Origin of the sequence: Bacillus sp. EKM206B, from assembly GCF_011066015.1 — a bacterium.
Classification (GTDB): Bacteria; Bacillota; Bacilli; order Bacillales; family Bacillaceae; genus Bacillus; species Bacillus velezensis.
On record NZ_JAAMNL010000003.1, the window covers coordinates 206,768 to 229,495 of the forward strand.

Sequence of the window (22,728 nt, forward strand, 5' to 3'; positions counted from 1 at the left end):
CGATTTTAATAAAATGACCGCTCAGTTGCGTGCTTTGTAATACTCAAGTGCAAACTGTTTAAAACGCTCAGCAGCGGGAGAGAGAGCATGGTTTTTCAGCTGGGCTAACGCTATGGTGCGTTCGCATTGGTAATCTGCAACCGGAAGAAAAACGACCGGAAAGTATGAATGCTCCGCGGTTTTCGGCAGCACTGCAGCCCCCAGACCCGCGGCGGTCAGTCCTAATATGGTTGACACTTCCTCTCCTTCAAATGCGAGATGCGGGTGTATATTCAAATCCCGGCACATCAGATCAAACATATACCTCAGCCCGTATCCCGGTTTAAAACCCACAAAATCCTCGTCCTGCATCTCTTTCATTTGAATGCTTTTATTTCCTGCAAGCGGGTGGTTCTCAGGTAGCACCGCATAAAGAGGCTCTTTCTCCAGTACTGTCCATTGTAAAAGCTCGCTGGGAAGCGGCGGGGAGCTGAGACAGATATCCGCATCTCCCGTTTCCACCATTTTGCGAAGCGTTTCATTTGCGCCTTGATAAAGCCGGAAGGTCACGTTTGGGTATAGCTTTTTAAATTCGGCAATCAGCTGAGGCATTAAGCGCAGCCCGAGCGTATGAAGAAAAGATACAGATATTTCGCCGTGCTCCAGGCTCATATTCTTTTTCACTTGTTCAACGCCTTCATTTAAAGCTCGTCTCGCTTGTTTTGCTTTTATTAAGAACTGCTCTCCGTGCCTTGTCAGCCGGACGGCTTTTGTCTCTCTGTAAAATAACGGCGCGCCTAATTCTTCTTCGAGCCTGATAATCGATCGGCTTAATGCCGGCTGAGAAATCATTCTTTCTTTTGCCGCATTTGTGAAATGCTGATGAGCTGCCGCCGCAATGAAGTTGTCAATTTGATGAAGCTCCATTTTCTCCTTCTCCCCTTTCTTCATAACCTACACGCATTAATCCTATAGTTATTATAAATTAGACACATTGAAATGAAAAGCGTACGATACATATATAACCAACAGTGAGAAAAGAGGGACATTCATGACGTTTATTCAGCCTCATACAAAGGCTTACAGAAAGGCCAGCTTGGCTCTGTTTATCAGCGGCTTTGTGACCTTCGCCACGCTTTACACGACACAGCCGCTTCTGCCTTTGTTTTCGGAAGAGTTTCATATTTCCGCTGCGGCTGCCAGCTTAACTTTATCCATCTCAACAGCCGTTTTGGCATTTTCATTATTGGCCGCCGCTTCGTTGTCTGACGGATTCGGCAGAAAAAAATTAATGGTGCTGTCGTTAACAGCTACTTCTGTTTTAGGTCTATTAACAGCGTTCAGTCCGGCTTTTCCGGCGCTTTTGACGATGAGGGCGTTGCTCGGTATTTTCCTGGCAGGCGTTCCGGCTGTCGCTATGACATATGTAGGCGAGGAGTTTGATCCGAAGGGCCTCGGGAAAATGATGGGCTTGTATATCAGCGGCACAAGCATCGGGGGAATGAGCGGCAGGCTGTTAACGGGGCTTCTGACCGATGTATTCGGCTGGCGGCCGGCGCTTGCCATCATCGGCATTCTTTCTATTGTATTAAGCTATTTGTTTTGGCGTTTTCTTCCGGCTCCGCGCCATTCGTCTCAGCGGCATGCGGGCGTAAAAGCGGCATGTAAGGAATACGGAGCGGTCCTGCACCGCAAACGGCTGCTTTTGTTAATATCTCTGGGATTTATATTAATGGGGAGTTTTGTGACATTATATAATTATATCGGCTTTCATTTAATGGCGGCTCCTTATCATTTGTCGCAGACTGTGATCGGTTTTATTTTTATTGTCTATCTTGCGGGAACGTTCAGCTCGGTCTATATGGGGAAAAAAGCAGATCTTTTCGGAAGCGGAAAAATGATTAAGATTGCGATTTTTGTTATGCTTGCCGGCGCAGCGATGACACTTTTGCCCCAGCTTGCGCTCAAAATCGCGGGGATTGCCGTCTTTACCTTCGGCTTTTTCGGCGCGCATTCGATCGCAAGCGCCTGGGTCGGCCGCGCAGCCGGTGATCAGCGCGCGCAAGCCTCTTCATTATATCTGCTTGCATACTATATCGGTTCAAGCGTGGCAGGGTCTTGCGGCGGTTTCTTTTGGACGCATTTTCATTGGATCGGTATCATTTCATTTATTTCGGTTTTGCTATTGCTGTCTTATCCGGTTTTATTTCTGGCGGAATTCAGAAAAAAGGGACATAGCCGCCTGCATGTAAATCAATAAAAACATTAAAGATTTGTGCCTTTTGTCCGATACTAAAGATAAGGCCGGCACGATACTCCCTATAACTATTCCTTTTGATTCAGTAGATTTCAAATATCGTGCCGGCTTTCTTCAATTAAAAAACATTCTTCAGTTGTCTCACTCTTCTGTTACATACCTGCCCAAACATCTTTCGCATATCTTCCTTCCGCCTGCAGCTGTTCAAGCCACTCCAAGGAAACTTTTGAATCGGTGTTATGCACCTTTTCATACGCCTGAAGCAGTACATTTTCGACAGCCGGAGCCATTTTGCTTCCGTCACCGCATATATAGAGATGGCCGCCTTGGTCAAGAAGGGCAATAATTTGTGCAGCCTCGCGAAGCAGGACATCTTGTACATATACTTTACAGTCCTGATCTAACCTGGAATACGCCCGATGCACGGTGACAAGGCCGTTTTTCTCCGCATGGTCGAATTCATCTTTGTACAGATCGTCTTCTTCAGGATGCCGGCAGCCGAAGTATAAATGAGCTTCACCCAGGCTGTTACCGGACATTTTTTCGGCAGCCCGCGCCTGGATAAATCCCCTGAACGGCGCAATTCCTGTGCCTGCTCCGACCATAATGAGAGGCGCTTTCGGATTTTCGGGCAATGCGAAACCCGACTGCGGCGAGCGGATGAAACAGACGGCGGAATCGCCTTTTTGTAATCCGGCTAAATAGTTCGAAGCCACGCCCCGGTATTCCCCACGGCCGCTCCATGCCGGAGCCGTCACAACGCCGACTGTGATACTGAGCTCCCCGCTGGTTGCCTTCGGTGAGCTTGAGATTGAATAATAGCGCGCCTTTAAGGACGGCAGAAGTTCTAAAAAGCGCTCAAACGGCAGTTCACATGCAGGATAATCTTCCAGCAGGTCCAGCATGGTCATTCGTTTTTTCAGCACGTTTTCTTTATATGCCGCATCATCAGAATAAAGATGCTCCAATTCTTTTTGGTGCGGCGGGCACACGGTATGTGCGGCAAGTTCGCGAAGCTGGGCTCTCGTTGCCGGCTCCTGCAGCTCTACATAGGACGCCAAAAGCTCCGGCGCATTAACCGGCCGGTCCATCGGCAGATGAGGCAGCTGCCGGCCCATGATCTTAAAGTGCTGGTTCGGATCAAGACCGAATCGGCGAATGACACGGCTGATCAGTTCCCCGCTGTTTTGCGGAAGCACCCCGAGATGATCTCCTTCCTGATACGTTTCTGTTTCAGGGAGATGCAGCTCAATATGCCGGACTGAGCGCTTGCTGCTTTCGGTATGAAGCTCTTTGTTCGTGATGACCTCCGCCTCAAATGCTTTGTACGTTTTGGCAATCGGCGTCTCGGCTGCTTCACTTACGTATTCGATTGATAACTGTGATTTGTTTGTCTGTTTTGGAGCGGCCTCTATATGAAAAGCCTTCATGATGTCCTTCCAGAATGAGTCTTCCCAGGCTTCCTGACTGTACTCAAAATCATCGGCATTGTCGCCCTCCCCGATAGAGGTCAGCCGTTTTGCCCCTTTTTCTTCAAGCACTTTGTCTATCAGGCGGGGGATCCTTTGGTAAGTGGCGGCCCAGTTGCGGTCTCCGCAGCCGAAGACGGCGTAAGAAACACCCTTTAATTCCTGATCTTCAAGGGTTTCCATCCATTTCACAAAACCCGCCGCATTATCAGGCGGCGCCCCGTTATAAGAAGCCGTAACAATAACGACCGCGCCTTTTACAGGCAGTTTCCCGGCATAATCATCGAGCGGGCCGGTTTCAGTTGAAAATCCTTTGCTTCTTCCGATATCAGCCAGCTCTTCCGCGATTCCTTCCGCAGTTCCTAAATTTGATCCGTAAAGAATGAGAAGCGGCGTTCCGTGGGACGGGATTTCTTTCGTTTCTTCTTTGTGGCCGCTTCCTTCAGCTTTATGGTTTTGTACGGGCTGATGATTGGACACGTCCTTGTTTTTCACACGGATTTTAAAATCACCGGGCTTAATGGTTAAAGCTTCTTTAATCGTAAGCTCATAATCAGTATGATCAATCAGTTCAAAATGTTTCAGGACAAGGCCGAGCACCATTGTCGCTTCCTGCAGGGCAAACTGCATCCCGATGCATGCGCGCTGTCCGTTTCCGAACGGCTTATACGCGTCAGCCGGAATTGCCGCGGGATCGCTGAACCTTTCCGGGCGGAATAACTCGGCATCTTCTCCCCACGCGCTTTTATCCCGGTGCAGCTGCGGAGTCAGAATCGTCACCGGCTGTCCCTTCGCAATCGGATATTTCCCGCCGAGAACCGTATCTTCTTTCGCGTACAGAGAAAATGCCGGGGCAGTCGGATACAGCCGCAAAGTCTCGTTTAGCACCATGCGGATATATGTCAGCTGCTGAATCTGCTTATATTCAGGTGTCTCTCCCGTCAGCACCCGCTCGGCTTCCTGAACGGCTTTTTTCAATTTATCTTTATTTTTCAGCAGGCAGTATATCGCAAAAGAAAGCAGCCCGCTTGTGGTTTCATGCCCCGCGATCAAAAAAGTAATGATTTGATAACGGATATTTTCATCATCCAGCCTTTCCCCCGTTACAGGGTCTTTCGCTTCAAGCATCAATGCTAAAAGGTCAGACAGATTCTCATCCGGATTTTCCCTCCGCTCAGCGATGATCCGGTCTACAAGCGAATTCATCTCTTCAATATCCTGCTGGAACTGATGTCTCGTTTTGATCATCAGCTTGTCCTGCAGGCTGTGTCTCTGTGATTGGCGCATTGCCTCCTGCAGCGCACGAAGCATACTTGTGATAAAAGGATGCTGTGTGTCGCGGTAAAAGCTGTTAAAGCGGTAATGAAATCCGCACAGGCCGATTGTATCCAGCGTCAGGCGCGTCATATCTTCGGCAACGTCAATTTCTTCATTCGGATTTAATCTGCTCCACTTCTGCACGAGCTGCATGGCAATATCCAGCATCATTGAATGATAGCCTTTCATCGCCTTCTGGCTGAAGCTCGGCAATAAAATCCGATGCGCTTTCTGCCAATTCTTTTCGTGAGTCCAGCTCGTAAATAGTCCGTCACCGCCAAACTCACGGACTTTCAGCAAGGCTTTGCTGAGATTTTTGTCAAATCGCTTTTCATCACAGACTTCTGCCGCGAGCTCGCGGCCTGATACGAAGACCCCGACAGAGCTCGGAAATTCAAAACGAAAGATCGGGCCGTATTCTTCGGCAATTTTCCAAAGCGATTGTGACAGTTTTTCTTTTTCCAAGTGAGGGAGATTTTTCAGAGGTCCGTATGTTTTCGGCTGCGGTATAGCGCTTAGCTGTTTCATATCGATCTTCCTTCCTTCGGCGAATAATTAATGAGTTCTGATGGCATCCCAAGAACATTGTTCCAATTCTTTCAGAAACGGTTTTGTTATTTCGACGCTTCCCGTCCGGATAAGCTGATAGAGTTTGAGATATGCCCCGAGCAGCAGCGCCATCAGCACATTGGACGGCAAATTGCGGAGCACACCTTCAGACTTGCCGCGCTGAAAAAAGACGTCAAGCATCTGTGTTATTTCATCAAGAAGCTTACGGCTCGTTTCATTCAGAAAGTAGGCGTCCTTATTCGTTTCAAGAAAAAACAATGCATACTCACTTTCCTTCGTAAAATCAATCAGACAATAAAACAGGTGATGAAACCCTTCTCTTACAGATATCTCCTGAAAGTCCGTTTTGACTTTTTTCATAAAACGCTGCGCACTTTCCTGATACAGTACGTTCACAAGTGTCTCTTTACTGTCAAAGTAACGGTAAATTGTGCCGGTTCCGACATCGGCCTGAGCGGCAATCATCGGAATCGTCGTGGCGTCAAATCCTCTATCTGTAAACAAAGTAAGCGACGCTTTCATAATGAGTTCAACCTTGTTTGAAGCTGTCATTTCATCCCCCTTTCTAAATGCGGAATGAATATTCATTCCGTTTGTTCAAAATATTTAAAATGTACGGTCATCTGATTACCATTGTATAAGAAAAAAACTTTTTTTAATATAAAATATATGTGAAATAACCAAAAATAAGGAAATATGCCCAATTTCACAAAAAGAGCTGCAGTGACTTAAGCAGCTCTTTTTATTTCCCAAGAAATATTCTATTTAATGGCAGTAATAAAATGGAACGAATCTCTGCTGACAACTGAAATGTCTCTGAAATGCTGATCATAGAGCACCTCAATCACATCCTTCTCACTCATCCGCGAAGGTTTCAAAACCATATAGAAACACCCGTCAATTTGAAGAACGCGGTACACTTCTTTACATGCCGTCCGGTAATCGCTGACTGTTTCAGCAGTATGTAATGAGAAGACTTTATGAAAACTGCGGTCGCGGAACGGTATACTTTCCGGCCTCCCCTGCTGAATGTTTCCGAGCCCGGCTTTTATAACCGAACGGTTTGCGCGCTGTGTTTTCCGTATTTTACGTTTCGATGTTTCTATGCTTTTAAGACTGCCCTTTTCAAGCTGTCCGATGATTTGTTTAAACATTGAGCCGTTTCCGGTCCCGATTTCCAAAATGCGGTCGTATTCCTGTATGTCCATCAAAATTTGCTGAATGACTGACTCCGCCGGTTCTGATGCAGCAAAGTATTTCGCGCGCATTCGTTTTAATGCTGAAGATGTATGTTGCAACATTGTATAACACCCGCTTTTCCATTCCTGTGATTTATTATTCAGAAATAATATTACCTCGTATTAGTATGAGGTACTAACTAGACGCACTTCTCTTCATGAACGTTTCGATTTATTTGAAATTTATATTTGTTTTCATAAAAAAAAGACGGAAAACGTAGGTTTTCCGCCTGCTCTAGTACCAATAATACGGTGCTATATATCTTGTCTGCCGGGAAAGCGCCGCCATTCTCTGCCGGCGATACGGGTTGCCGTAGCCGTGTTTAAATGAATGGGGCATTGACGCATACCCGTGCCCGATGGATGGAATTCTGTTCTGACCGCCTTGCATGCTATCACCCGCTTACCAGTTTTTCTTTCTTTACCATGGTATGCAGGCCGTCTGCGACGTGACAGCAACATCCTCGCTAAACCTGGTCCTTCTCCATTGTGTAATGATTCAGCAGTTCAATTCTGAACATGATGATCTCCTCCTTCTCCTCCGTTTTGGCCCTTCGTGTCCGTTAGTTCATATAAAAATGTTTCAGCTGGCGTTCTTTCGCTTCATTATAAAACTCTTCGACCTGCTGTTCTCGTTCATACTCTTCCGCACTTTTAAAACGCTTTGAAATGGTCAGTGTTAAAAAGAAAAGATTAATGGTCATTATCGCTCACCCCCTTTCAATATCCGCACAAGCGAAAATAACCCGCAGCAAAGTTCATATGCGCTGCGGGCAGACTAAATCCGCAGACAAAAGAAGACTGTGCTTCTTTCCCTGCGGGGAGCTGCGAATGTCCTGATACTCCGAAAATTAACGTGCTTGACGGGCAGAGGTTAAGGAAGGACACGAACTCTTCCACAGGCTGAATCGGTTCAATTGTAGATTTTGATTGCCGTTTAACGTCGTCATGTGATTCAACCTCCCTTTGCTTTTTTCTTACTTTGTAAGTATATCCATCAGCTTCCATTTTGTAAACATTTTTTTCAAGATTTGGACGGAAAATGTGCTGGCATTCCGCTTCAATTGTCCGTGTTTTCCGGCATCTTTCTTACCTCAGGAAACTCTTTTCATCCCTTGCTTTTTCTGATCTTTTTTTGAATATGCAATAAAATAAATAAGGCCGACAAACACTGCCCCGCCGATGACATTCCCGATAAAGGCCGGAATGAGATTGCCAATCAGATCACCCCACGAAAAAGAACCTGCAAATATCGCAGCCGGGATGATAAACATATTGGCTACAACGTGCTGAAAACCAATTGCGACAAACGCCATAATCGGAAACCATATACCCGCGATTTTTCCGGCTCCGTCTTCTGCGCCGAAAGAAAGCCAGACAGCCAAACAGACAAGCCAGTTACAGCCGATCGCCGAAACAATGACTTTTCCAAACGGCATATCCAATTTGCCTTGTGCGACCGCAATCGTTTTTTCCAAGTAAGGTCCTGTTTCGGTTAATCCGACAACATGTCCGAAAAAGTAAGCGACAAACAGTGCGCCGACAAGATTCATCAACGTCACGATCACCCAATTTTTCACTAATGCACCGGCGGATATTCTTCTGGAAAACAGCGCCATGGATACCGACATCATATTTCCCGTAATCAGCTCCGCGCCGGCAAGAACGACGAGCACCAATCCGATGGGAAACACGGACGCCCCGATTAAACTCGACAGGCTTCCCCATTCTTTCGGAAGGTCGCCGATGACACGGATATCAAGCAAATAACCGAGTGCGATAAACGCTCCTCCCAAAAATCCTAATACAATCAGTGCTGAAAGCGGTGAATGCACCTTTTTTACCCCTGATTCGACCGCAAGCTCCGCTATTTCGTCCGGTTTACGAAAAGCCATAATAACCCCTCCATTTATCATTTCAGCCCGCAGTTTCCAAAGACGCCTAACAAAAAAGGCAGCATTCAACTAACCCGTCTGAAAAAACGGGGTTTGAATGCTGCCTAACTTGTATGCATACCCATACAACAATATCAAGCAGAATGAAAATATGCGGTATAGAATATGTACAGATCATGCACACATTCCATAAAAAATCGTCCTTAGGCCACTGCTGGCAGTTCATATCATATCAAATGTGACAATTTCGTGTCAATTGAATATTGTCAGCTTTTGATTTCTTCTTTATGCTCTTCAATTGAGCGGTCAAAGACAAACACCGATACGGCAATATTTTCCTCTATTTTTATATCTGAAAATAGATGCACCAGCTTTGCTCCGATGAGCTCTTCCATTCCGTCAGGCGTTTGTTTTGAATACAGTTCCTGAATTAAGCTAGTCCGCGCCGCGTGAACCATTTCTCTTCCTTCAGGCGTGCGTGCGATAAACTGCTCACTTGCGCTTAGATTGCCGTAAAGTGTAGATACCGCCATGTTATCCACAAAAACGGTGTGAATTCGTTCAGGCCCCTTTCCAAATAATTCTTTGCGCAATTTCCGGATAATATCGTTAAATTCATGAATTTTTTTAGACATATTGTCCCCTCCGATTTTAGCCTATGAAAGACATTCCCGGTTCCCCTTTGTGACATTTCACCTGGTTAAAGTTTTCCTTTCGTATTGTATTATAATAAATATCACCTTATAATAAAAGCAGTGAAGATGGATTTGTAATAGGAAACGTGTTATGAGTCTATCGTTTTATACAAATAGGATTGGTCTGTTAGTAAGACTTGCTAGTGAACTATTCCGCCATGCGTATTTATACCGTTCTCCGGACAGGAGGCCGGTATCTATGTGCATGGCTTTTTTTCGAGTTTAAAAGATGGAGGGGAATTGGAAGTGACAGACGTTCAGTCTATCCGTGTCAAAATTGACGGCACGGAGTATGAAGCACCAGAGGGGTCTAAGATTTTAGATATTTTAAACCAAAACGGAATTGAGATTCCGCAAATATGCCATGTACCAGAAGTGGATCCGATTCAAACATGTGACACCTGTATTGTTGAAGTAAACGGGAAATTGCAGCGCTCTTGTTCCACGGCTGCAGAAAACGGGATGTCCATCTCGCTTACGTCGGGAAGGGTAAAAGAGGCTCAGACAGAGGCCATGGACCGCCTGCTCGAGAATCACCTGCTTTACTGTACGGTATGCGATAACAACAACGGCAACTGCACACTGCATAATACAGCGGAAATGATGGGAATTGAGCATCAGAAATATCCGTATACACCGAAAGATGATTCAAAGTGCGCGGTTGATATGTCTCACCCGTTTTACCGCTATGATCCGAACCAATGTATCGCCTGCGGCCAATGTGTGGAAGTGTGTCAAAACCTTCAGGTGAATGAGACCCTTTCAATTGATTGGGAGCGCGACCGCCCGCGGGTCATTTGGGATGAAGGCGTCGCCATTAATGAATCTTCCTGCGTCAGCTGCGGCCAGTGTGTCACTGTCTGTCCTTGTAACGCACTGATGGAAAAATCAATGCTCGGCCAAGCCGGATTTATGACAGGAATAAAAGAAGATGTCATGGAACCGATGATTGATTTAGTGAAAAATGTTGAACCCGACTATACAAGCATCTTCGCCGTGTCTGAAGTGGAAGCGGCTATGCGCGATAAACGGACGAAAAAAACAAAAACAGTCTGCACGTTCTGCGGCGTCGGATGCTCTTTTGAAGTATGGACAAAAGGACGTGACATCCTTAAAATTCAGCCTGTTTCCGATGCTCCGGTTAACGCGATTTCCACTTGTGTGAAAGGGAAATTCGGCTGGGACTTCGTGAATTCGGAAGAACGGATTACAAAACCGCTTATCCGGAAAAACGGCGCATTTGTTGAATCGTCATGGGAAGAAGCTCTTGATCTTGTCGCTTCAAGACTCGGTTCGATCAAGGCCGAACACGGAAATGGGTCTGTCGGTTTTATTTCTTCTTCTAAAATTACGAATGAAGACAACTATGTCATCCAAAAATTAGCGCGCCAAGTATTTGAAACCAACAACGTGGATAACTGCTCACGCTACTGCCAGTCACCGGCAACGGACGGCTTATTCCGCACCGTCGGTATGGGCGGAGACGCCGGCACAATTAAAGATATCGCAAAAGCGGGCCTCGTGCTCATCGTCGGCGCCAATCCGGCGGAAGGACATCCGGTTCTGGCCACACGCGTGAAACGCGCCCATAAACTGCACGGCCAAAAACTGATTGTTGCCGATCTGCGCAGAAATGAAATGGCTGAACGGTCCGACCTCTTTATCAGCCCGAAACAAGGGACTGACCAGGTCTGGCTCATGGCAGTAACGAAATATATGATTGACCAAGGCTGGCACGATCAAGCGTTTATTGATGAAAATGTCAACTACTTTGATGATTATAAAGAAACGCTGGAAAAATACACATTGGAATATGCGGAGCGCATCACCGGACTTTCTCAGGATACGATCATCCGCATTGCCGAAATGATTCGTGATGCAGACGGCACTTGTGTTCTTTGGGGCATGGGCGTTACTCAAAATACAGGCGGCTCTGATACATCAGCGGCGATTTCCAACCTGCTGCTTGCCACAGGAAACTACCGCCGTCCGGGCGCCGGAGCCTATCCGCTGCGGGGACATAACAACGTTCAAGGCGCTTGCGATATGGGAACTCTTCCAGGCTGGCTTCCGGGGTATCAGCATATTACCGATGATGCGGCACGCGCTAAATTCGAAAAAGCTTACGGTGTTGAAATTGACGGCAAGCCGGGTCTTGATAATATCGAAATGCTCCATGCGATTGAAGAAGGAAACATGAAAGCCATGTATCTCGTCGGTGAAGATATGGCGCTCGTCGATTCAAACGCCAACCATGTTCATAACATTTTATCCAGCCTTGATTTCTTTGTTGTGCAGGATATTTTCCTTTCAAGAACGGCGCAATACGCGGATGTCATCCTGCCTGCGGTTCCATCTCTTGAAAAAGACGGAACATTTACAAACACAGAGCGGCGTGTGCAAAGATTGTATCAGGCGCTTCCGACACTCGGCGATGCAAAACCCGACTGGTGGATTATTCAGGAAGTCGCCAATCGTTTAGGCGCTGATTGGAATTACACGCATCCTAGCGACATTTTCTCAGAAATGGCGAGCCTTTCTCCGCTGTTCGGAAAAGCAAGCTACGACGTTCTTAGCGGCTGGAACAGCTTCCTATGGGGAAGCTTTACGGGAGAAAGCACTCCGCTTCTTTATGAAGACGGCTTTAACTTCCCGGACAAAAAAGCCCGTTTTGCGCTGAGCGATTGGGTGGAGCCTGCTGTATTCCCTGAAGAATATGACCTGCATATTAACAACGGACGGATGCTTGAACATTTCCACGAAGGAAACATGACAAACAAGTCAAAAGGCATTCAGTCTAAAGTTCCGGATGTATTTGTTGAAGTATCGCCGGAGCTCGCGGCTGAACGCGGAATTTGCGACGGAACAATGATCCGGCTCGTCTCTCCTTTTGGGGCGGTTAAATTGAACGCGCTTGTGACAGACCGCGTCCGCGCAAATGAGCTTTATCTGCCGATGAACTCTACAGATAAAGATTCTGCGATTAATTTCCTGACCGGGCCTGCGTATGATTCACGGACACATACACCTGCCTATAAGCAGACAAAAGTCCGCATGGAAGTGCTTGGTTCCTGTGATACTCCGCCGCTTCCGAAAACAAATCCGCGGAACAAAAAACGTCATCCGCAAAACGGTGTGGAAGCTCAGCGAAAATGGAACCGTCCGGGCTATGTGCACTTAACTGATTAAGGAAAGGAGGAAACATTATGGCAAGCCCAATTACTGAAATTCAAAAAGAAACGAAAACAGAGGAACAGCTGAAAGCTGAAAAACTGGAAGAACTGAAGACGCTTCTCGCAGAAAATGAAGAAGCTGTCGCGAAAACGATGTCCATCATGGCAGAGCTGAATGGCTTGGGCATTTTTGATGCCGCCGGCTATATGCTCCAGGCAAAAGAGGAGATTGCCAAAATCGCACTCGGACAGATTTCCCGGGAACCTGTCACCAATCTCCTGAATACGATGATGGCCGCGGGAGGCGCGCTGTCAAAAGCTGATCCCGAATTTATGGGCAGACTTTTAGAAAGCGCCATGGCCGGGACGGATCAGGCGCAAAGATTTTTAAAAGAGGACAGGAAAGTCAGTATGTTTGAACTGATGAAAGCCGTCGGTGATCCTGATATTAACCGCGCGCTCGGCTTCGGGCTGCAGTTTTTAAAAGGAATGGGAAAAGAATTACGCGAAACCCCGTCTGAATAAGAAACGAAAAAGCCATTGTCAAAAGACAATGGCTTTTTTTATTCATCGGCCTCTTCCAGCCTCTTTTTATAAATAAGTGAACGGTCAACGCAGAAATAAGCGCCCGCTAAAAATACACAATCCGTTACAAACATCAGCATTTTCTGGCCCGCAGTCAGCCCTTGTCCGGGAAGAACCGCGCCGATATAAATGAAGGTGCTGACTGCAAGCAGAATAAATGCGTAATGCTTAAAATCTTCTATTAATGATTTCAGTCTTTTCTTCTCCATATAAGGTCACCTGCCAGTTTTATAGTCTACCAACATTATAATACAAGCTGACAGCCGACAGAGAATGTAAATCTATCCATTCTTTATAAAAGTGAATCAAGCGCCTGTTTCACATCCGCCGTTAAATCCTCAGTATCCTCAATACCGACTGAGATCCGCACGAGCCCGTCGGTAATGCCAAGCGCAAGCCGGCGGTCGCGCGGGATCGATGCGTGCGTCATTCTGGACGGCACGGAGATTAAGCTTTCAACCGCTCCTAAACTTTCCGCGATCGTAAACAGGTTCAATTTTTCTAAAAACGCGTCGACGCGTTCGCTGCTGCCGACATCAAAGGAAATCATTCCGCCGAAACCGGAGCTTTGCGCTTTTGTCAGCTCATGGCCCGGGTGTTTCGCTGATCCCGGATAGTAAAGCGTCTGAACGGCATCATGCGCTTCAAGCAGCCCGGCGATTTTTCCGGCGCTGTGATTGATGGCATCCATTCTGAGTCCCAGCGTTTTAATCCCTCTCATCAAAAGCCATGAATCCTGCGGTCCTAAAACGCCGCCCGTTGAGTTTTGCACATAATGAAGCTTTTCGCCCAGTTCTTTATCAGCCGTAACGACTAAGCCGCCGACGACATCACTGTGGCCGCCGAGATATTTTGTCGCGCTGTGCAGCACGATGTCAGCGCCGAAGCTGAGCGGCTGCTGGAAATACGGCGTGTAAAACGTATTATCGACGATAAGCAATACGCCCGCTTCTTTTGCGATGTCAGACATCAGTTTGAGGTCAGTCACTTTCAATAGCGGGTTTGTCGGTGTTTCGATATAAATGGCTTTCGTATTCGGGCGAATGGCCTTTTTGACTTTTTCTTCACTGCTCGTATCAACAAAGTCCGCTTCAATGCCGAAGCGGTTCAGCACGCCTGTCATCACCCGGTAAGTGCCGCCGTATACATCATCCGTCAAAATAACATGATCGCCGCTGTCAAACAGCATCATGACGGCAGTAATCGCAGCCATGCCTGAGCCGAACGCATATCCCGCCGCGCCGCCTTCAAGCTCTGCAATTAAGCTTTCAAGCGCCGTCCGCGTCGGATTGGCCGTTCTTGAATATTCATAACCCGTGTGCTCGCCCGCTTTCGGCTGTTGGTACGTGCTTACTTGATAAATCGGTACGGAAACCGCTCCTGTTTTTTCATCTCCCGTAATTCCTCCGTGCACCATCAGCGTTTTTTTCTTCATCTTACTGACCTCCTTGGAAAATGTTTTTGCTTATATATCGATCGCTGCCGTCAGGGAAAATAGTGACGATATTTGATCCGGCGGGCGCTTTTTTCGCTTCTTCAAGCGCTGCATAAAGAGCCGCCCCTGAAGAGCTTCCGATTAAGAGGCCTTCTTTCTCGGCCGCTTCTATGACAAGCGAAAACGCCGTATCGTCTTCCACCGTGTAAATGGCGTCAAAATGGTTCTCGTCCATATAATCCGGGATAAACTCCATGCCGATGCCTTCCGTTTTATGGGCATGCGGCTCTCCGCCATTCAGGATCGAGCCTTCCGGTTCAACGATCACCGTTTTGACGGCAGGATTTTTCTCCTTTAAATAGGCTGCCGTACCGGCAAAGGTGCCGCCGGAACCCGCTCCTGCGACAAAAGCGTGGATATCCCCGCCGAGCGCGTTCCATATTTCAGGTCCGATCGTTTTATAGTAAGTCAATGGATTTACTCGGTTTTTAAATTGCAGAACGGCATAAGAATTATTAATCTCTCTCTCCAGTTCAAGCGCTTTTCGGATGGCTCCCTGCATGCCTTCTTCTCTCGGCGTATGCACGATGTCCGCTCCGAGAGCTTTCATAATTTGCTGCTTTTCTCTGCTGAAATGCTCCGGGACGCAAAAAACGGCGCGAAGCTGATGCTTTCTGGCGCACAGAGCGAGTCCGATCCCGGTGTTTCCGGCAGTCGCCTCAATAATAACGCCGCCCGGTTTCACCTTTCCCGTGCGAAGCGCATCTTCAATGAGCATCCCGCCCAGCCTGTCTTTAATGCTTCCGCCCGGATTCATCATCTCAAGCTTAGCATAAACCGCTGTTCCCTCCGGTATATCAAAATGCTTGAGACGGAGCAGCGGTGTATTTCCGATCAGTTCTGTAATATCTGTTATCACGTTCAATATATGTCCTCCTCCTGGAAAAGCGGAGGAGAACGAGAATCCCCCGCTTAGTGAATTCGTTTGATGACATTCAGGACAAGCTCAGTTGAATGAACGGCAGCCTGTTCTAAAAATTTATCAAATGAAACGTCAGATTCTTTTCCGGCAATATCAGATAAAGCTCTGATGACAACAAAAGGCGTTTTGAACTGGTGGCACACCTGTGCGACAGCCGCAGCTTCCATTTCAACCCCGTACAAATCCGCAAATTTGGCGCGTACGTCTTCAACCCGCTTCGGATCATTCATAAAAGAATCTCCCGTTGCGATTGTGCCTTTGGCGACTTGAATGCCGTTCAGTTCAGAAACCGCTTCCTCAGTAATACTGATCAGCTTTTCATCAGCTTTGTATGCTGCCGGAAGACCCGGCACCTGTCCGTATTCATAGTCAAACGCCGTCACATCCACGTCATGATGGCGGACATCTGTTGAGATGACGACGTCGCCTACATTCAATGTATGATGAAAACCGCCCGCTGAGCCTGTGTTAATCACATAATCAGGTTTGAAACGGTCAAGCAGAAGCGTCGTGCTGATCGCCGCGTTGACTTTCCCGATACCCGATTTCAGCAAGATGACTTCGACGCCTTCATAGCTGCCAGTTGTAAACTCACAGTGAGCGATCATCTCTTGTTTTGCGTCTTTCAGTTTGCTTCTTAAAATCGTAACTTCCTCTTCCATTGCTCCGATGACTGCCAGTTTCATTTATACACAATCCCTTCGATTTACCGTTTAATCGCCTCCATTATCCAGACAAAGTCATTTTGCTGCGTAAACCGCGCGGCAAATCCCTCTTCTGAAAAGATGTTTTTCATTGTCCCGAGTGTCGGATAATGTTCCGTCTTTAAATCGTCCGCTAATTGATGATAGCCGTTTCGGATTGCTTTTTTAATGGCTTCATCATAAGCTTCATGATCTTTAAAGACTGTATCGGCAAACACTATTTTATCATGCTTCTGAAGGATTGCGCCATACTGCTTTACAGCCGTTCGCTTTTCTTCATCGGTTAAATGATGAAAGGCGTACGAGCTGACGATGGTATCTATTTGAAAAGGCGGAGCGGGAAACTCCAGAAAATCTCCGTCACTGAACACGGCTTTGTCAGAAAGCTTGTCAGCCGCCAGTTTTCTCATTGACGGAGACGGTTCTACACCAAACACCTTTTTGTTCGCAGCGGCTAATTTCGCCGTTAAATTCCCCGTTCCCGGTCCGAACTCTAAAACGTTTGAACCTGAAAGTGCGACAATGCTGTCAAGAATGTTGTCATATCCTTTAAAAACAGCGGCATATTGTTTGTCAGCCCCGTGCACTGTGGCGTCATAAGTCGCTGCCCAATCTTCAAATAAAGGAATAAATTCACGGCCCATATTTTTCACTCTCCATATTTTATAATTCCTATGAGTATAGTATGGATTAATCGTGGAACAGTTCCTATCCTATCACAAAAAAGAATGGAAGGGTACTAAAATACTTTGGGATTATTGCGCAATTACGGCAGAAAGGCTTATACTTTCATTGACTCAGAAGAAAAATCAGGAGGATCTGTACTGATGAATTTTCAATTGGATTTAATCAAAGATAAAGTAGAATTTTTCGAAGCGGCATCTTTGCAGGAGCTTGAAAAGAAAATAAACGTTCAGATTGAAAACAACCAGGCGATTATGCTTCGCGTCCGTTCCGTATCCCATCAGGTGACGGCCGTTGACGGCAGAATCCTTTACAGCGCGTCGGTGCATTTTTCAGCTGACGTATGACAGAAAAAAGCAGCTGAATAATCAGCTGCTTTTTTGCGGTTATTTTAAGGTTTCTACTTTTGTCGGCTTCCAGCCTTTTTTGTCTTTCCAAGTGATGGTGACCTGATACTTTTTGCCGTTCGTTTTGTCTAAAACTTTACCCTTCGCATCTTGCGGGCTTCCATTGTTTCCGAGCCACAGCACTGTCATATGATCTTTTGACACGCCTGTTGCGTAAGAGATGGCGTCAAGCATTTCGGACCAGTCTTCAGAGCTTGAGTCATACGTCGCCGTATGTTCTCCCGTCTGCTTTGTGCCGACCGCTTTCCATTTCGGGTTAACAATTGTTTTCTCGACATCGCTTGATGAGCCGCCCTCTGTTATTTTTGCGCCTTTAAAAGGATCGCTTGAATCCGAGTCTTTTTTGCTGCTGTCATCACTTTTCGATGAATCATCGTCTTTTTTGCTGTCAGAGTCTGAAGATGAATCAGATGTGTCCTTATCCTGTTTATCTTTTTTGTCATCGTCTGATGCCGTATCTTTTTTGCTGTCTTTTATGTCTTCATCCGATGTCTGCTTCGTCTTGCCTGATGCAGGTGTTTCCTGCTTCTGGCTCGTGTCCGCTTTTTCGCTCACGTCGCTCGACGGACTGTTGATGAAGAGGCTGACGGCAACGACGACAATAAGAATAGATACGATAGCAATTAAAATGTTAAGCACCATATTTGCTTTTCTGCGCTTATCACGGTTTTCAAAACGAGATTGTTTATTGCTCAATCATTCTGCACTCCTTTATCCCTCTTGCTCAGCATATATTTTAACATGGGCTGAGCGGTTGTTCTATGTCTGATTTATTTCATTTTCATGTACCTTTTTAACAATATCATAAAACACTGTATTTGTCAGAGCCTTATCCCCCGGCGTGTCCATGTGCAGCACCACGAGAGCGTATTTCGGCTTGTCCGCGGGAAAGTATCCCGCAAACCATTTGTGGTAAAGCGTCTGTTTTTCTTTTGTGAACATTCCCGTCTGGGCCGTTCCCGATTTGCCTGCTATCTCATACGGCAGGTCCTGAAACCTTCGGCCGGTTCCTTTCGGTGAGGTGACGACTTCTCTGAGAATTTTTTGAAGCTGCTGCGCCGTATATTTGTCGATGTTTTCCCCTTTTAACGGCTGATCTTTGAATGACGCCATCGTCGTTTTGTTTTTGTATTCAATTTTGTCCGCGATTTTGACTTGTTTTTTTTCACCGCCGCGCGCGATCGCCGCCATCATATTGGCGACTTCAAGAGGCGTGACTTTCACGTTTTTTTGCCCGATCGCCGTCTGTGCGACGGCTTTTTTTACGGTTTTGTCTTTGTCATCTCCCCAAATGACCCCGCTTTTTTCATTATACAGCTGCCTGAATCCGTCTTCCCGGTACAGCTTGCCTTCCCAGCCCGCCCGCTGGGTGAGACCGAGTTTTTCCGCCATGTTTTCAATAACGGAATCATCTTTTTTGATCAATTTTTCCGCAAGGCTTGTAAACGTATAATTGCAGCTTTGGGCAAAGCTTTCTCCAAAACTGAGCGTGCCTTTGTCATCCCCCGGCTCTCCGTACAGGTTGAGATTGCAGTTAAAGGATGTGCCCGGCTTCACTTCGTTTTGTTCTATGGCGGCTGCGGCGATCACCGTTTTAAATACTGATCCCGGATAAATCGGCGTCAGCATGTAATTTTGCAGTGTCTGCTGCTTTGACATGTCGGCGTCAGGCTTTGATACCATTCCGAGCACACTGCTTTTTTCAATGTCTAAAAGGACGGCTCCCCCCTTTTTTAACCCGCGGTCTTTCAATACATCTTCCATTGCTTTTTGAATATTGCGGTCGATGGAGGTTTTGACTTGCAGCGGATAAAACGCGTTTGCTTCAGCCGTATATTTGACGTCCATTCCGAATAAAGGGTTTCCCCTTCCGTCGACATGATACAAAAGTTTTGTGTCCTGATCCGCCAGTAAAAACTCATCAAACGTCCGCTCCATCCCGCTTGTCCCGATCTTTGCCGTGATCGGCAGTTCCTTCCTGCCGGGGTATTTCTTTTTCAAAAGCTCAGGATCCTGGTTTGTCGCGCCCAACAGATGAGCGGCTATGTTTGTTTCTTTGCTGTCTTTCATATATACGCCGTAAATGCCGGGATATTTCAAAGAATTGATATTTGACACGGATTGTTTCGTCAAATGTTTTATTTTTCTGCTGTTCAGGACCACCGGTTTTTTCGCTTCCGTGAGCAGCTGCCTGAGCTCCCCCTGTTTCATTCCGAGAATGTCTGATACCCGGTCAACCGGCCAATCCTGCGTCACGAGAAAAGGAAACAGTATGACGGCAGGCTGCTTTTTTCCGGTCAGTTCTTTGCCGTTCCGATCAAGAAAAGAGCCGCGTCCGTCTGAAATAAGGACTTCTTCCGTCCGCTGCTTGACGCTTTCCTGAATCAGATTAATATTGGATTTTGAAAAAGATTCTGTGAAAAACAGCTGAATTTCAGCCAGCCTCGCAAGCAGAAAGAAAAACACAAGCAGAAAACAAATCACGGCCGTTTTCAGCCTTTTTGATACGATCATAAAAAACACCTCATCCACATTTTGGACGAGGTGTTTCATTGTTAAACGGATCTTATGAAATTTTCACAATTTTCACGAGCATTTCTCCGCCCGGCGTCTGAACTGTCACTTCTTCGTCCACTTTTCTGCCGAGCAGGCTTTTGGCGATTGGCGAGTCGTTTGAAATTTTCCCTTCAAACGGATCGGCTTCAGCGCTTCCGACAATCGTGTAAGATTCTTCTTCACCGTCCGGCAATTCGATGAATGATACGGTTTTTCCCAAACCGACTACATTTGAACCGCCGTCGTCCTCGATGATTTTCGCATTGCGGATCATGTTTTCAAGCGTCGTGATGCGCCCTTCCACAAATGCCTGTTCTTCTTTTGCAGAATCATACTCAGAGTTCTCTGACAGATCTCCGAAGCTTCTTGCGATTTTAATGCGTTCTACTACTTCTTTACGTTTAACCGTTTTCAATTGCTCTAATTCTTGTTCTAGTTTTTGTTTTCCTTCGTGAGTCATCGGAAAAACTTTTTCTTGTGCCATGTTCCTTCACTCCTTGGTGGTTGTCCCTCAACAATAACGTGTGATTATGTATGAGAGCATAAACGAAAAAATCAAGAATGAGAACACAGGGCAGTCCTCGTTCTTCTCTCCCATATAGGTACTGTTTATCTTAAACTGAATGTGTGTTTTCTGCAAATGTTTCGGTTTATAAACAGGGAAAGAAGGGAACTGTCTCATTCCCTTCCAGCCTATACATAATATGGTCTGAGTTATTTATGTCTATGCTATGGTATTACAAAATTGCATTTTGTTCAAGGATCGTTTGAATCTTCGTGACCATCAGATCAATGGTTCATCAATGGTTTTCATTGCAATTGATTTGCAAACAAAAAGCATTATATCAGGGATTTCTTTTGTAATAGGCATATTCTTTTTACTCTGGTTTTCTTTGTTTCATAAAAAAGGGTGGGCATCCTGTGGGCAAATGGGCATCGAGAGGGGGGGTTTTCATTATTTCAAAAGAGCTTCGAGCCTCGCACTGTCTTCAATCCCGTTATTCCATCATTATCAAATTCCTTACAGAGCATAGAAATGAATCCTCCTTTGCTTTAAAATGTAAACGTTCGTTTTAAATAAGAGGGGGATTTTTTACATGAAAAAGTATGGAATATTATTTTCGGCTCTTCTTTTGTGCTTTGCTTTTTCCGCTTGCGGGAAAAGCTCATCTAATGAAACTTTAAAAGAGCCGGAGGGAAACACTATTGCCACAGAAAATAATAAAGAACAATCAAACAAAAAGACGCTGGATTCTGTCGGGGATAACTTATACGATCCAAACACAGGCACTGTCACTTTAAATTCAAGCAAAGATCTAAGAGAAAAGAAATTAACAATTGGAGACTTAAGTATAACATTCGTTGACGCTAAAGTGATAACTGTCACTAATATCTCGGTTGTCTTTAAAGAAAAATTAGAACAAGTTTTTGGTGTTCAACCAAAAGAATTTACATATGCCCAGATTAAATACAAGACTGCAAATACCAGTAACGATGATATTTCTTGGAGAGGGTTTCTCCAGGCAGTAAATGAAAAAAAACAACAAGTTGATTTGGATTTCAATTTGGATTTAGGTTTGCCAAACCCATCATCAATCAAAATGATGTCCAAATCGAAATTAGATAATAATATGGTGTGGGTACCCATTGACAAAAATGAAAAGAGAATACGACTTAAAGCTGCTGATGTTTTAAAAGATGATAATTCAAAGAGTGATTTTATTGCGTATGGAAAAGAAATCACATTAGATTTATGATTGATTGCAAGAAGGTTTGTTTAGATAAAATTATCTTCAAAGGCCCTGCTGATTACACAGGGCTTTTTGTGTGTTTCGTTTCTTCTTTCTGCGACAGATATAACAATCCAACTGACACGTCTGAAACTAAAGACTCTGCTCACAAAAGCCTTCCATCCAACTTCTTAACTATTTTTACCATTTTTATGGAAACGTTATTGTTTGCGTGTTACGCTCGAATTGTTATAAGTATGATTCCATGAAGGGAGAAACTAAATGAATAGTGTATTAGGGAGCTTCAAAAAAAGAATGTCAATTGTCTTTGCTTTAGTTTTGGCTCTGGGCTTTTCGTCTGTTTTCGGAACGCCATCCGCTCAAGCTGCACAGCAGGATAAGTACCAAGACAAAAGAGAAGCTGAACGTCTTGCTATCGCCCTTTATGAAGCATCAAATTATGACATCGAGAATAACAGATATTCATTTGATGTTGATAAAGCTATCGCGGCGGGGGTTACTTTAAGTGATGCTGTCCAAATGAAGAATTACCTTGAATCCCTTTCACCAGCTCAAGCGAAAGACATTCATGATCAGCAAATGGCTGCAGTAAAGGACGGGGAGAACCAACCGCAAGTTTTACCGATTATTTTATGGGCCGCAAGAATATTGGCGACGGCCGGCCTTGGGTGGGCGGCTAAAAAGTTATTGGATATGGGCGGATATGAGTTCTGTAAGAGATGGAAAAACTATAACAGTGTCACGAAATATGTTTGCAAATTCATAGGATGACATCTAGGAGTGATTAAATGAAACTGTGGTTTCTTTATGTATTGATTGCAACTGTGATTTCTATGTTTATACAAACGGGATTAGACAATGTCGGAGTATTGAACTTGAAAAATGTGTGGGCTGATTTTTTTAGCTGGCTCGTCATTTTCTTCGTGGTTTACGTATTAATTGAATTGGCGGGAAGGGCCGTTATCGGTTCGCGCAGCAATTAAAAAAAGCCCCTCATGATCAGAGGGGCTTTTTTCCCCTTTGACAAGGGA

General features: G+C 45.7%; 23 protein-coding genes. 7 read left to right on the top strand and 16 right to left on the bottom strand.

Going from position 1 to position 22,728, the window contains the following annotated elements:
- Window positions 1–21: 21 nt before the first annotated feature.
- The gene (locus G9F50_RS07025) at window positions 22–906 is read right to left on the bottom strand and encodes a LysR family transcriptional regulator (RefSeq protein ID WP_015240269.1); all 885 of its coding nucleotides are present in this window, start codon (window positions 904–906) and stop codon (window positions 22–24) included.
- Window positions 907–1,030: 124 nt separating this feature from the next.
- Between G9F50_RS07025 and G9F50_RS07030 the strand changes: the two genes are divergently transcribed.
- Window positions 1,031–2,239: an MFS transporter gene (locus tag G9F50_RS07030; RefSeq protein WP_060562657.1), complete on the top strand. Its 1,209-nt coding sequence runs from the start codon at window positions 1,031–1,033 to the stop codon at window positions 2,237–2,239.
- A 149-nt stretch (window positions 2,240–2,388) separates the two neighbouring features.
- Here G9F50_RS07030 and G9F50_RS07035 read toward each other — a convergent pair whose 3' ends face one another.
- The 7 genes from G9F50_RS07035 to G9F50_RS07065 all read right to left on the bottom strand — a co-directional run bounded on the left by G9F50_RS07035 (window position 2,389) and on the right by G9F50_RS07065 (window position 9,360).
- Entirely contained in the window at window positions 2,389–5,550 is a 3,162-nt protein-coding gene (locus G9F50_RS07035) for a bifunctional cytochrome P450/NADPH--P450 reductase (protein WP_060562658.1), read from the bottom strand.
- Window positions 5,551–5,577: 27 nt separating this feature from the next.
- On the bottom strand, window positions 5,578–6,144 hold the full coding sequence (locus G9F50_RS07040) for a TetR/AcrR family transcriptional regulator (protein WP_060562659.1): 567 nt from the start codon (window positions 6,142–6,144) through the stop codon (window positions 5,578–5,580).
- Window positions 6,145–6,353: 209 nt separating this feature from the next.
- Entirely contained in the window at window positions 6,354–6,893 is a 540-nt protein-coding gene (locus G9F50_RS07045) for a class I SAM-dependent methyltransferase (RefSeq protein WP_007408228.1), read from the bottom strand.
- Between the two features lie 172 nt (window positions 6,894–7,065).
- Complete coding sequence (locus tag G9F50_RS07050) at window positions 7,066–7,221, bottom strand: hypothetical protein (RefSeq protein WP_007408227.1); 156 nt, start codon at window positions 7,219–7,221, stop codon at window positions 7,066–7,068.
- Between the two features lie 172 nt (window positions 7,222–7,393).
- Complete coding sequence (locus G9F50_RS07055) at window positions 7,394–7,534, bottom strand: YrzI family small protein (protein ID WP_003152787.1); 141 nt, start codon at window positions 7,532–7,534, stop codon at window positions 7,394–7,396.
- Window positions 7,535–7,924: 390 nt separating this feature from the next.
- On the bottom strand, window positions 7,925–8,725 hold the full coding sequence (locus G9F50_RS07060) for a formate/nitrite transporter family protein (RefSeq protein WP_007408225.1): 801 nt from the start codon (window positions 8,723–8,725) through the stop codon (window positions 7,925–7,927).
- A 266-nt stretch (window positions 8,726–8,991) separates the two neighbouring features.
- Entirely contained in the window at window positions 8,992–9,360 is a 369-nt protein-coding gene (locus G9F50_RS07065; protein ID WP_007408224.1) for a Na-translocating system protein MpsC family protein, read from the bottom strand.
- Window positions 9,361–9,666: 306 nt separating this feature from the next.
- Between G9F50_RS07065 and fdhF the strand changes: the two genes are divergently transcribed.
- Both fdhF and G9F50_RS07075 read left to right on the top strand, forming a co-directional pair.
- Window positions 9,667–12,609 (top strand): formate dehydrogenase subunit alpha, encoded by a 2,943-nt coding sequence (fdhF, locus tag G9F50_RS07070; protein WP_101536301.1) that lies wholly within the window; start codon window positions 9,667–9,669, stop codon window positions 12,607–12,609.
- Window positions 12,610–12,626: 17 nt separating this feature from the next.
- The gene (locus G9F50_RS07075) at window positions 12,627–13,118 is read left to right on the top strand and encodes a helical membrane plugin domain-containing protein (RefSeq protein WP_003152780.1); all 492 of its coding nucleotides are present in this window, start codon (window positions 12,627–12,629) and stop codon (window positions 13,116–13,118) included.
- 38 nt (window positions 13,119–13,156) lie between these two features.
- On the opposite strand, the gene G9F50_RS07080 is transcribed toward G9F50_RS07075, so the two are convergent.
- The 5 genes from G9F50_RS07080 to G9F50_RS07100 all read right to left on the bottom strand — a co-directional run bounded on the left by G9F50_RS07080 (window position 13,157) and on the right by G9F50_RS07100 (window position 16,943).
- Window positions 13,157–13,387 (bottom strand): YrhC family protein, encoded by a 231-nt coding sequence (locus G9F50_RS07080; RefSeq protein ID WP_012118061.1) that lies wholly within the window; start codon window positions 13,385–13,387, stop codon window positions 13,157–13,159.
- A gap of 83 nt (window positions 13,388–13,470) precedes the next feature.
- Window positions 13,471–14,613: a bifunctional cystathionine gamma-lyase/homocysteine desulfhydrase gene (locus G9F50_RS07085; RefSeq protein ID WP_015417894.1), complete on the bottom strand. Its 1,143-nt coding sequence runs from the start codon at window positions 14,611–14,613 to the stop codon at window positions 13,471–13,473.
- A gap of 1 nt (window position 14,614) precedes the next feature.
- On the bottom strand, window positions 14,615–15,538 hold the full coding sequence (locus G9F50_RS07090) for an O-acetylserine dependent cystathionine beta-synthase (protein ID WP_060562661.1): 924 nt from the start codon (window positions 15,536–15,538) through the stop codon (window positions 14,615–14,617).
- A 47-nt stretch (window positions 15,539–15,585) separates the two neighbouring features.
- Entirely contained in the window at window positions 15,586–16,281 is a 696-nt protein-coding gene (mtnN, locus tag G9F50_RS07095) for a 5'-methylthioadenosine/S-adenosylhomocysteine nucleosidase (protein ID WP_060562662.1), read from the bottom strand.
- A gap of 20 nt (window positions 16,282–16,301) precedes the next feature.
- Complete coding sequence (locus tag G9F50_RS07100; protein ID WP_012118064.1) at window positions 16,302–16,943, bottom strand: class I SAM-dependent methyltransferase; 642 nt, start codon at window positions 16,941–16,943, stop codon at window positions 16,302–16,304.
- Window positions 16,944–17,126: 183 nt separating this feature from the next.
- Here G9F50_RS07100 and G9F50_RS07105 point away from each other — a divergent pair, with 183 nt between their 5' ends.
- Window positions 17,127–17,330, top strand: coding sequence for a YrzA family protein (locus G9F50_RS07105; RefSeq protein ID WP_003152771.1), 204 nt, complete (start codon window positions 17,127–17,129; stop codon window positions 17,328–17,330).
- A gap of 39 nt (window positions 17,331–17,369) precedes the next feature.
- Here the strand turns inward: G9F50_RS07105 and G9F50_RS07110 are convergent, their stop codons facing one another.
- The 3 genes from G9F50_RS07110 to greA form a co-directional block, all read right to left on the bottom strand.
- Window positions 17,370–18,086, bottom strand: a complete 717-nt coding sequence (locus G9F50_RS07110) for a YrrS family protein (RefSeq protein WP_007408217.1) — start codon at window positions 18,084–18,086, stop codon at window positions 17,370–17,372.
- 63 nt (window positions 18,087–18,149) lie between these two features.
- The gene (locus G9F50_RS07115) at window positions 18,150–19,904 is read right to left on the bottom strand and encodes a peptidoglycan D,D-transpeptidase FtsI family protein (protein ID WP_015417895.1); all 1,755 of its coding nucleotides are present in this window, start codon (window positions 19,902–19,904) and stop codon (window positions 18,150–18,152) included.
- Window positions 19,905–19,956: 52 nt separating this feature from the next.
- Complete coding sequence (gene greA, locus G9F50_RS07120) at window positions 19,957–20,430, bottom strand: transcription elongation factor GreA (RefSeq protein WP_003152766.1); 474 nt, start codon at window positions 20,428–20,430, stop codon at window positions 19,957–19,959.
- A gap of 613 nt (window positions 20,431–21,043) precedes the next feature.
- Here greA and G9F50_RS07125 point away from each other — a divergent pair.
- The 3 genes from G9F50_RS07125 to G9F50_RS07135 all read left to right on the top strand — a co-directional run bounded on the left by G9F50_RS07125 (window position 21,044) and on the right by G9F50_RS07135 (window position 22,680).
- Window positions 21,044–21,703: a hypothetical protein gene (locus G9F50_RS07125; RefSeq protein WP_165417700.1), complete on the top strand. Its 660-nt coding sequence runs from the start codon at window positions 21,044–21,046 to the stop codon at window positions 21,701–21,703.
- Between the two features lie 255 nt (window positions 21,704–21,958).
- Complete coding sequence (locus G9F50_RS07130; protein WP_165417701.1) at window positions 21,959–22,468, top strand: hypothetical protein; 510 nt, start codon at window positions 21,959–21,961, stop codon at window positions 22,466–22,468.
- Between the two features lie 17 nt (window positions 22,469–22,485).
- Complete coding sequence (locus tag G9F50_RS07135; RefSeq protein WP_063095592.1) at window positions 22,486–22,680, top strand: hypothetical protein; 195 nt, start codon at window positions 22,486–22,488, stop codon at window positions 22,678–22,680.
- Window positions 22,681–22,728 lie beyond the last annotated feature (48 nt).

What these genes read in the sequence shown, in the direction of transcription:
- G9F50_RS07025 (WP_015240269.1), bottom strand. Translation starts at nt 906, where the DNA reads ATGGAGCTTCATCAAATTGACAACTTCATTGCGGCGGCAGCTCATCAG.
- G9F50_RS07030 (WP_060562657.1), top strand. Translation starts at nt 1,031, where the DNA reads ATGACGTTTATTCAGCCTCATACAAAGGCTTACAGAAAGGCCAGCTTG.
- G9F50_RS07035 (WP_060562658.1), bottom strand. Translation starts at nt 5,550, where the DNA reads ATGAAACAGCTAAGCGCTATACCGCAGCCGAAAACATACGGACCTCTG.
- G9F50_RS07040 (WP_060562659.1), bottom strand. Translation starts at nt 6,144, where the DNA reads ATGACAGCTTCAAACAAGGTTGAACTCATTATGAAAGCGTCGCTTACT.
- G9F50_RS07045 (WP_007408228.1), bottom strand. Translation starts at nt 6,893, where the DNA reads ATGTTGCAACATACATCTTCAGCATTAAAACGAATGCGCGCGAAATAC.
- G9F50_RS07050 (WP_007408227.1), bottom strand. Translation starts at nt 7,221, where the DNA reads ATGCAAGGCGGTCAGAACAGAATTCCATCCATCGGGCACGGGTATGCG.
- G9F50_RS07055 (WP_003152787.1), bottom strand. Translation starts at nt 7,534, where the DNA reads ATGACCATTAATCTTTTCTTTTTAACACTGACCATTTCAAAGCGTTTT.
- G9F50_RS07060 (WP_007408225.1), bottom strand. Translation starts at nt 8,725, where the DNA reads ATGGCTTTTCGTAAACCGGACGAAATAGCGGAGCTTGCGGTCGAATCA.
- G9F50_RS07065 (WP_007408224.1), bottom strand. Translation starts at nt 9,360, where the DNA reads ATGTCTAAAAAAATTCATGAATTTAACGATATTATCCGGAAATTGCGC.
- G9F50_RS07075 (WP_003152780.1), top strand. Translation starts at nt 12,627, where the DNA reads ATGGCAAGCCCAATTACTGAAATTCAAAAAGAAACGAAAACAGAGGAA.
- G9F50_RS07080 (WP_012118061.1), bottom strand. Translation starts at nt 13,387, where the DNA reads ATGGAGAAGAAAAGACTGAAATCATTAATAGAAGATTTTAAGCATTAC.
- G9F50_RS07085 (WP_015417894.1), bottom strand. Translation starts at nt 14,613, where the DNA reads ATGAAGAAAAAAACGCTGATGGTGCACGGAGGAATTACGGGAGATGAA.
- mtnN (WP_060562662.1), bottom strand. Translation starts at nt 16,281, where the DNA reads ATGAAACTGGCAGTCATCGGAGCAATGGAAGAGGAAGTTACGATTTTA.
- G9F50_RS07100 (WP_012118064.1), bottom strand. Translation starts at nt 16,943, where the DNA reads ATGGGCCGTGAATTTATTCCTTTATTTGAAGATTGGGCAGCGACTTAT.
- G9F50_RS07105 (WP_003152771.1), top strand. Translation starts at nt 17,127, where the DNA reads ATGAATTTTCAATTGGATTTAATCAAAGATAAAGTAGAATTTTTCGAA.
- G9F50_RS07115 (WP_015417895.1), bottom strand. Translation starts at nt 19,904, where the DNA reads ATGATCGTATCAAAAAGGCTGAAAACGGCCGTGATTTGTTTTCTGCTT.
- greA (WP_003152766.1), bottom strand. Translation starts at nt 20,430, where the DNA reads ATGGCACAAGAAAAAGTTTTTCCGATGACTCACGAAGGAAAACAAAAA.
- G9F50_RS07125 (WP_165417700.1), top strand. Translation starts at nt 21,044, where the DNA reads ATGAAAAAGTATGGAATATTATTTTCGGCTCTTCTTTTGTGCTTTGCT.
- G9F50_RS07130 (WP_165417701.1), top strand. Translation starts at nt 21,959, where the DNA reads ATGAATAGTGTATTAGGGAGCTTCAAAAAAAGAATGTCAATTGTCTTT.
- G9F50_RS07135 (WP_063095592.1), top strand. Translation starts at nt 22,486, where the DNA reads ATGAAACTGTGGTTTCTTTATGTATTGATTGCAACTGTGATTTCTATG.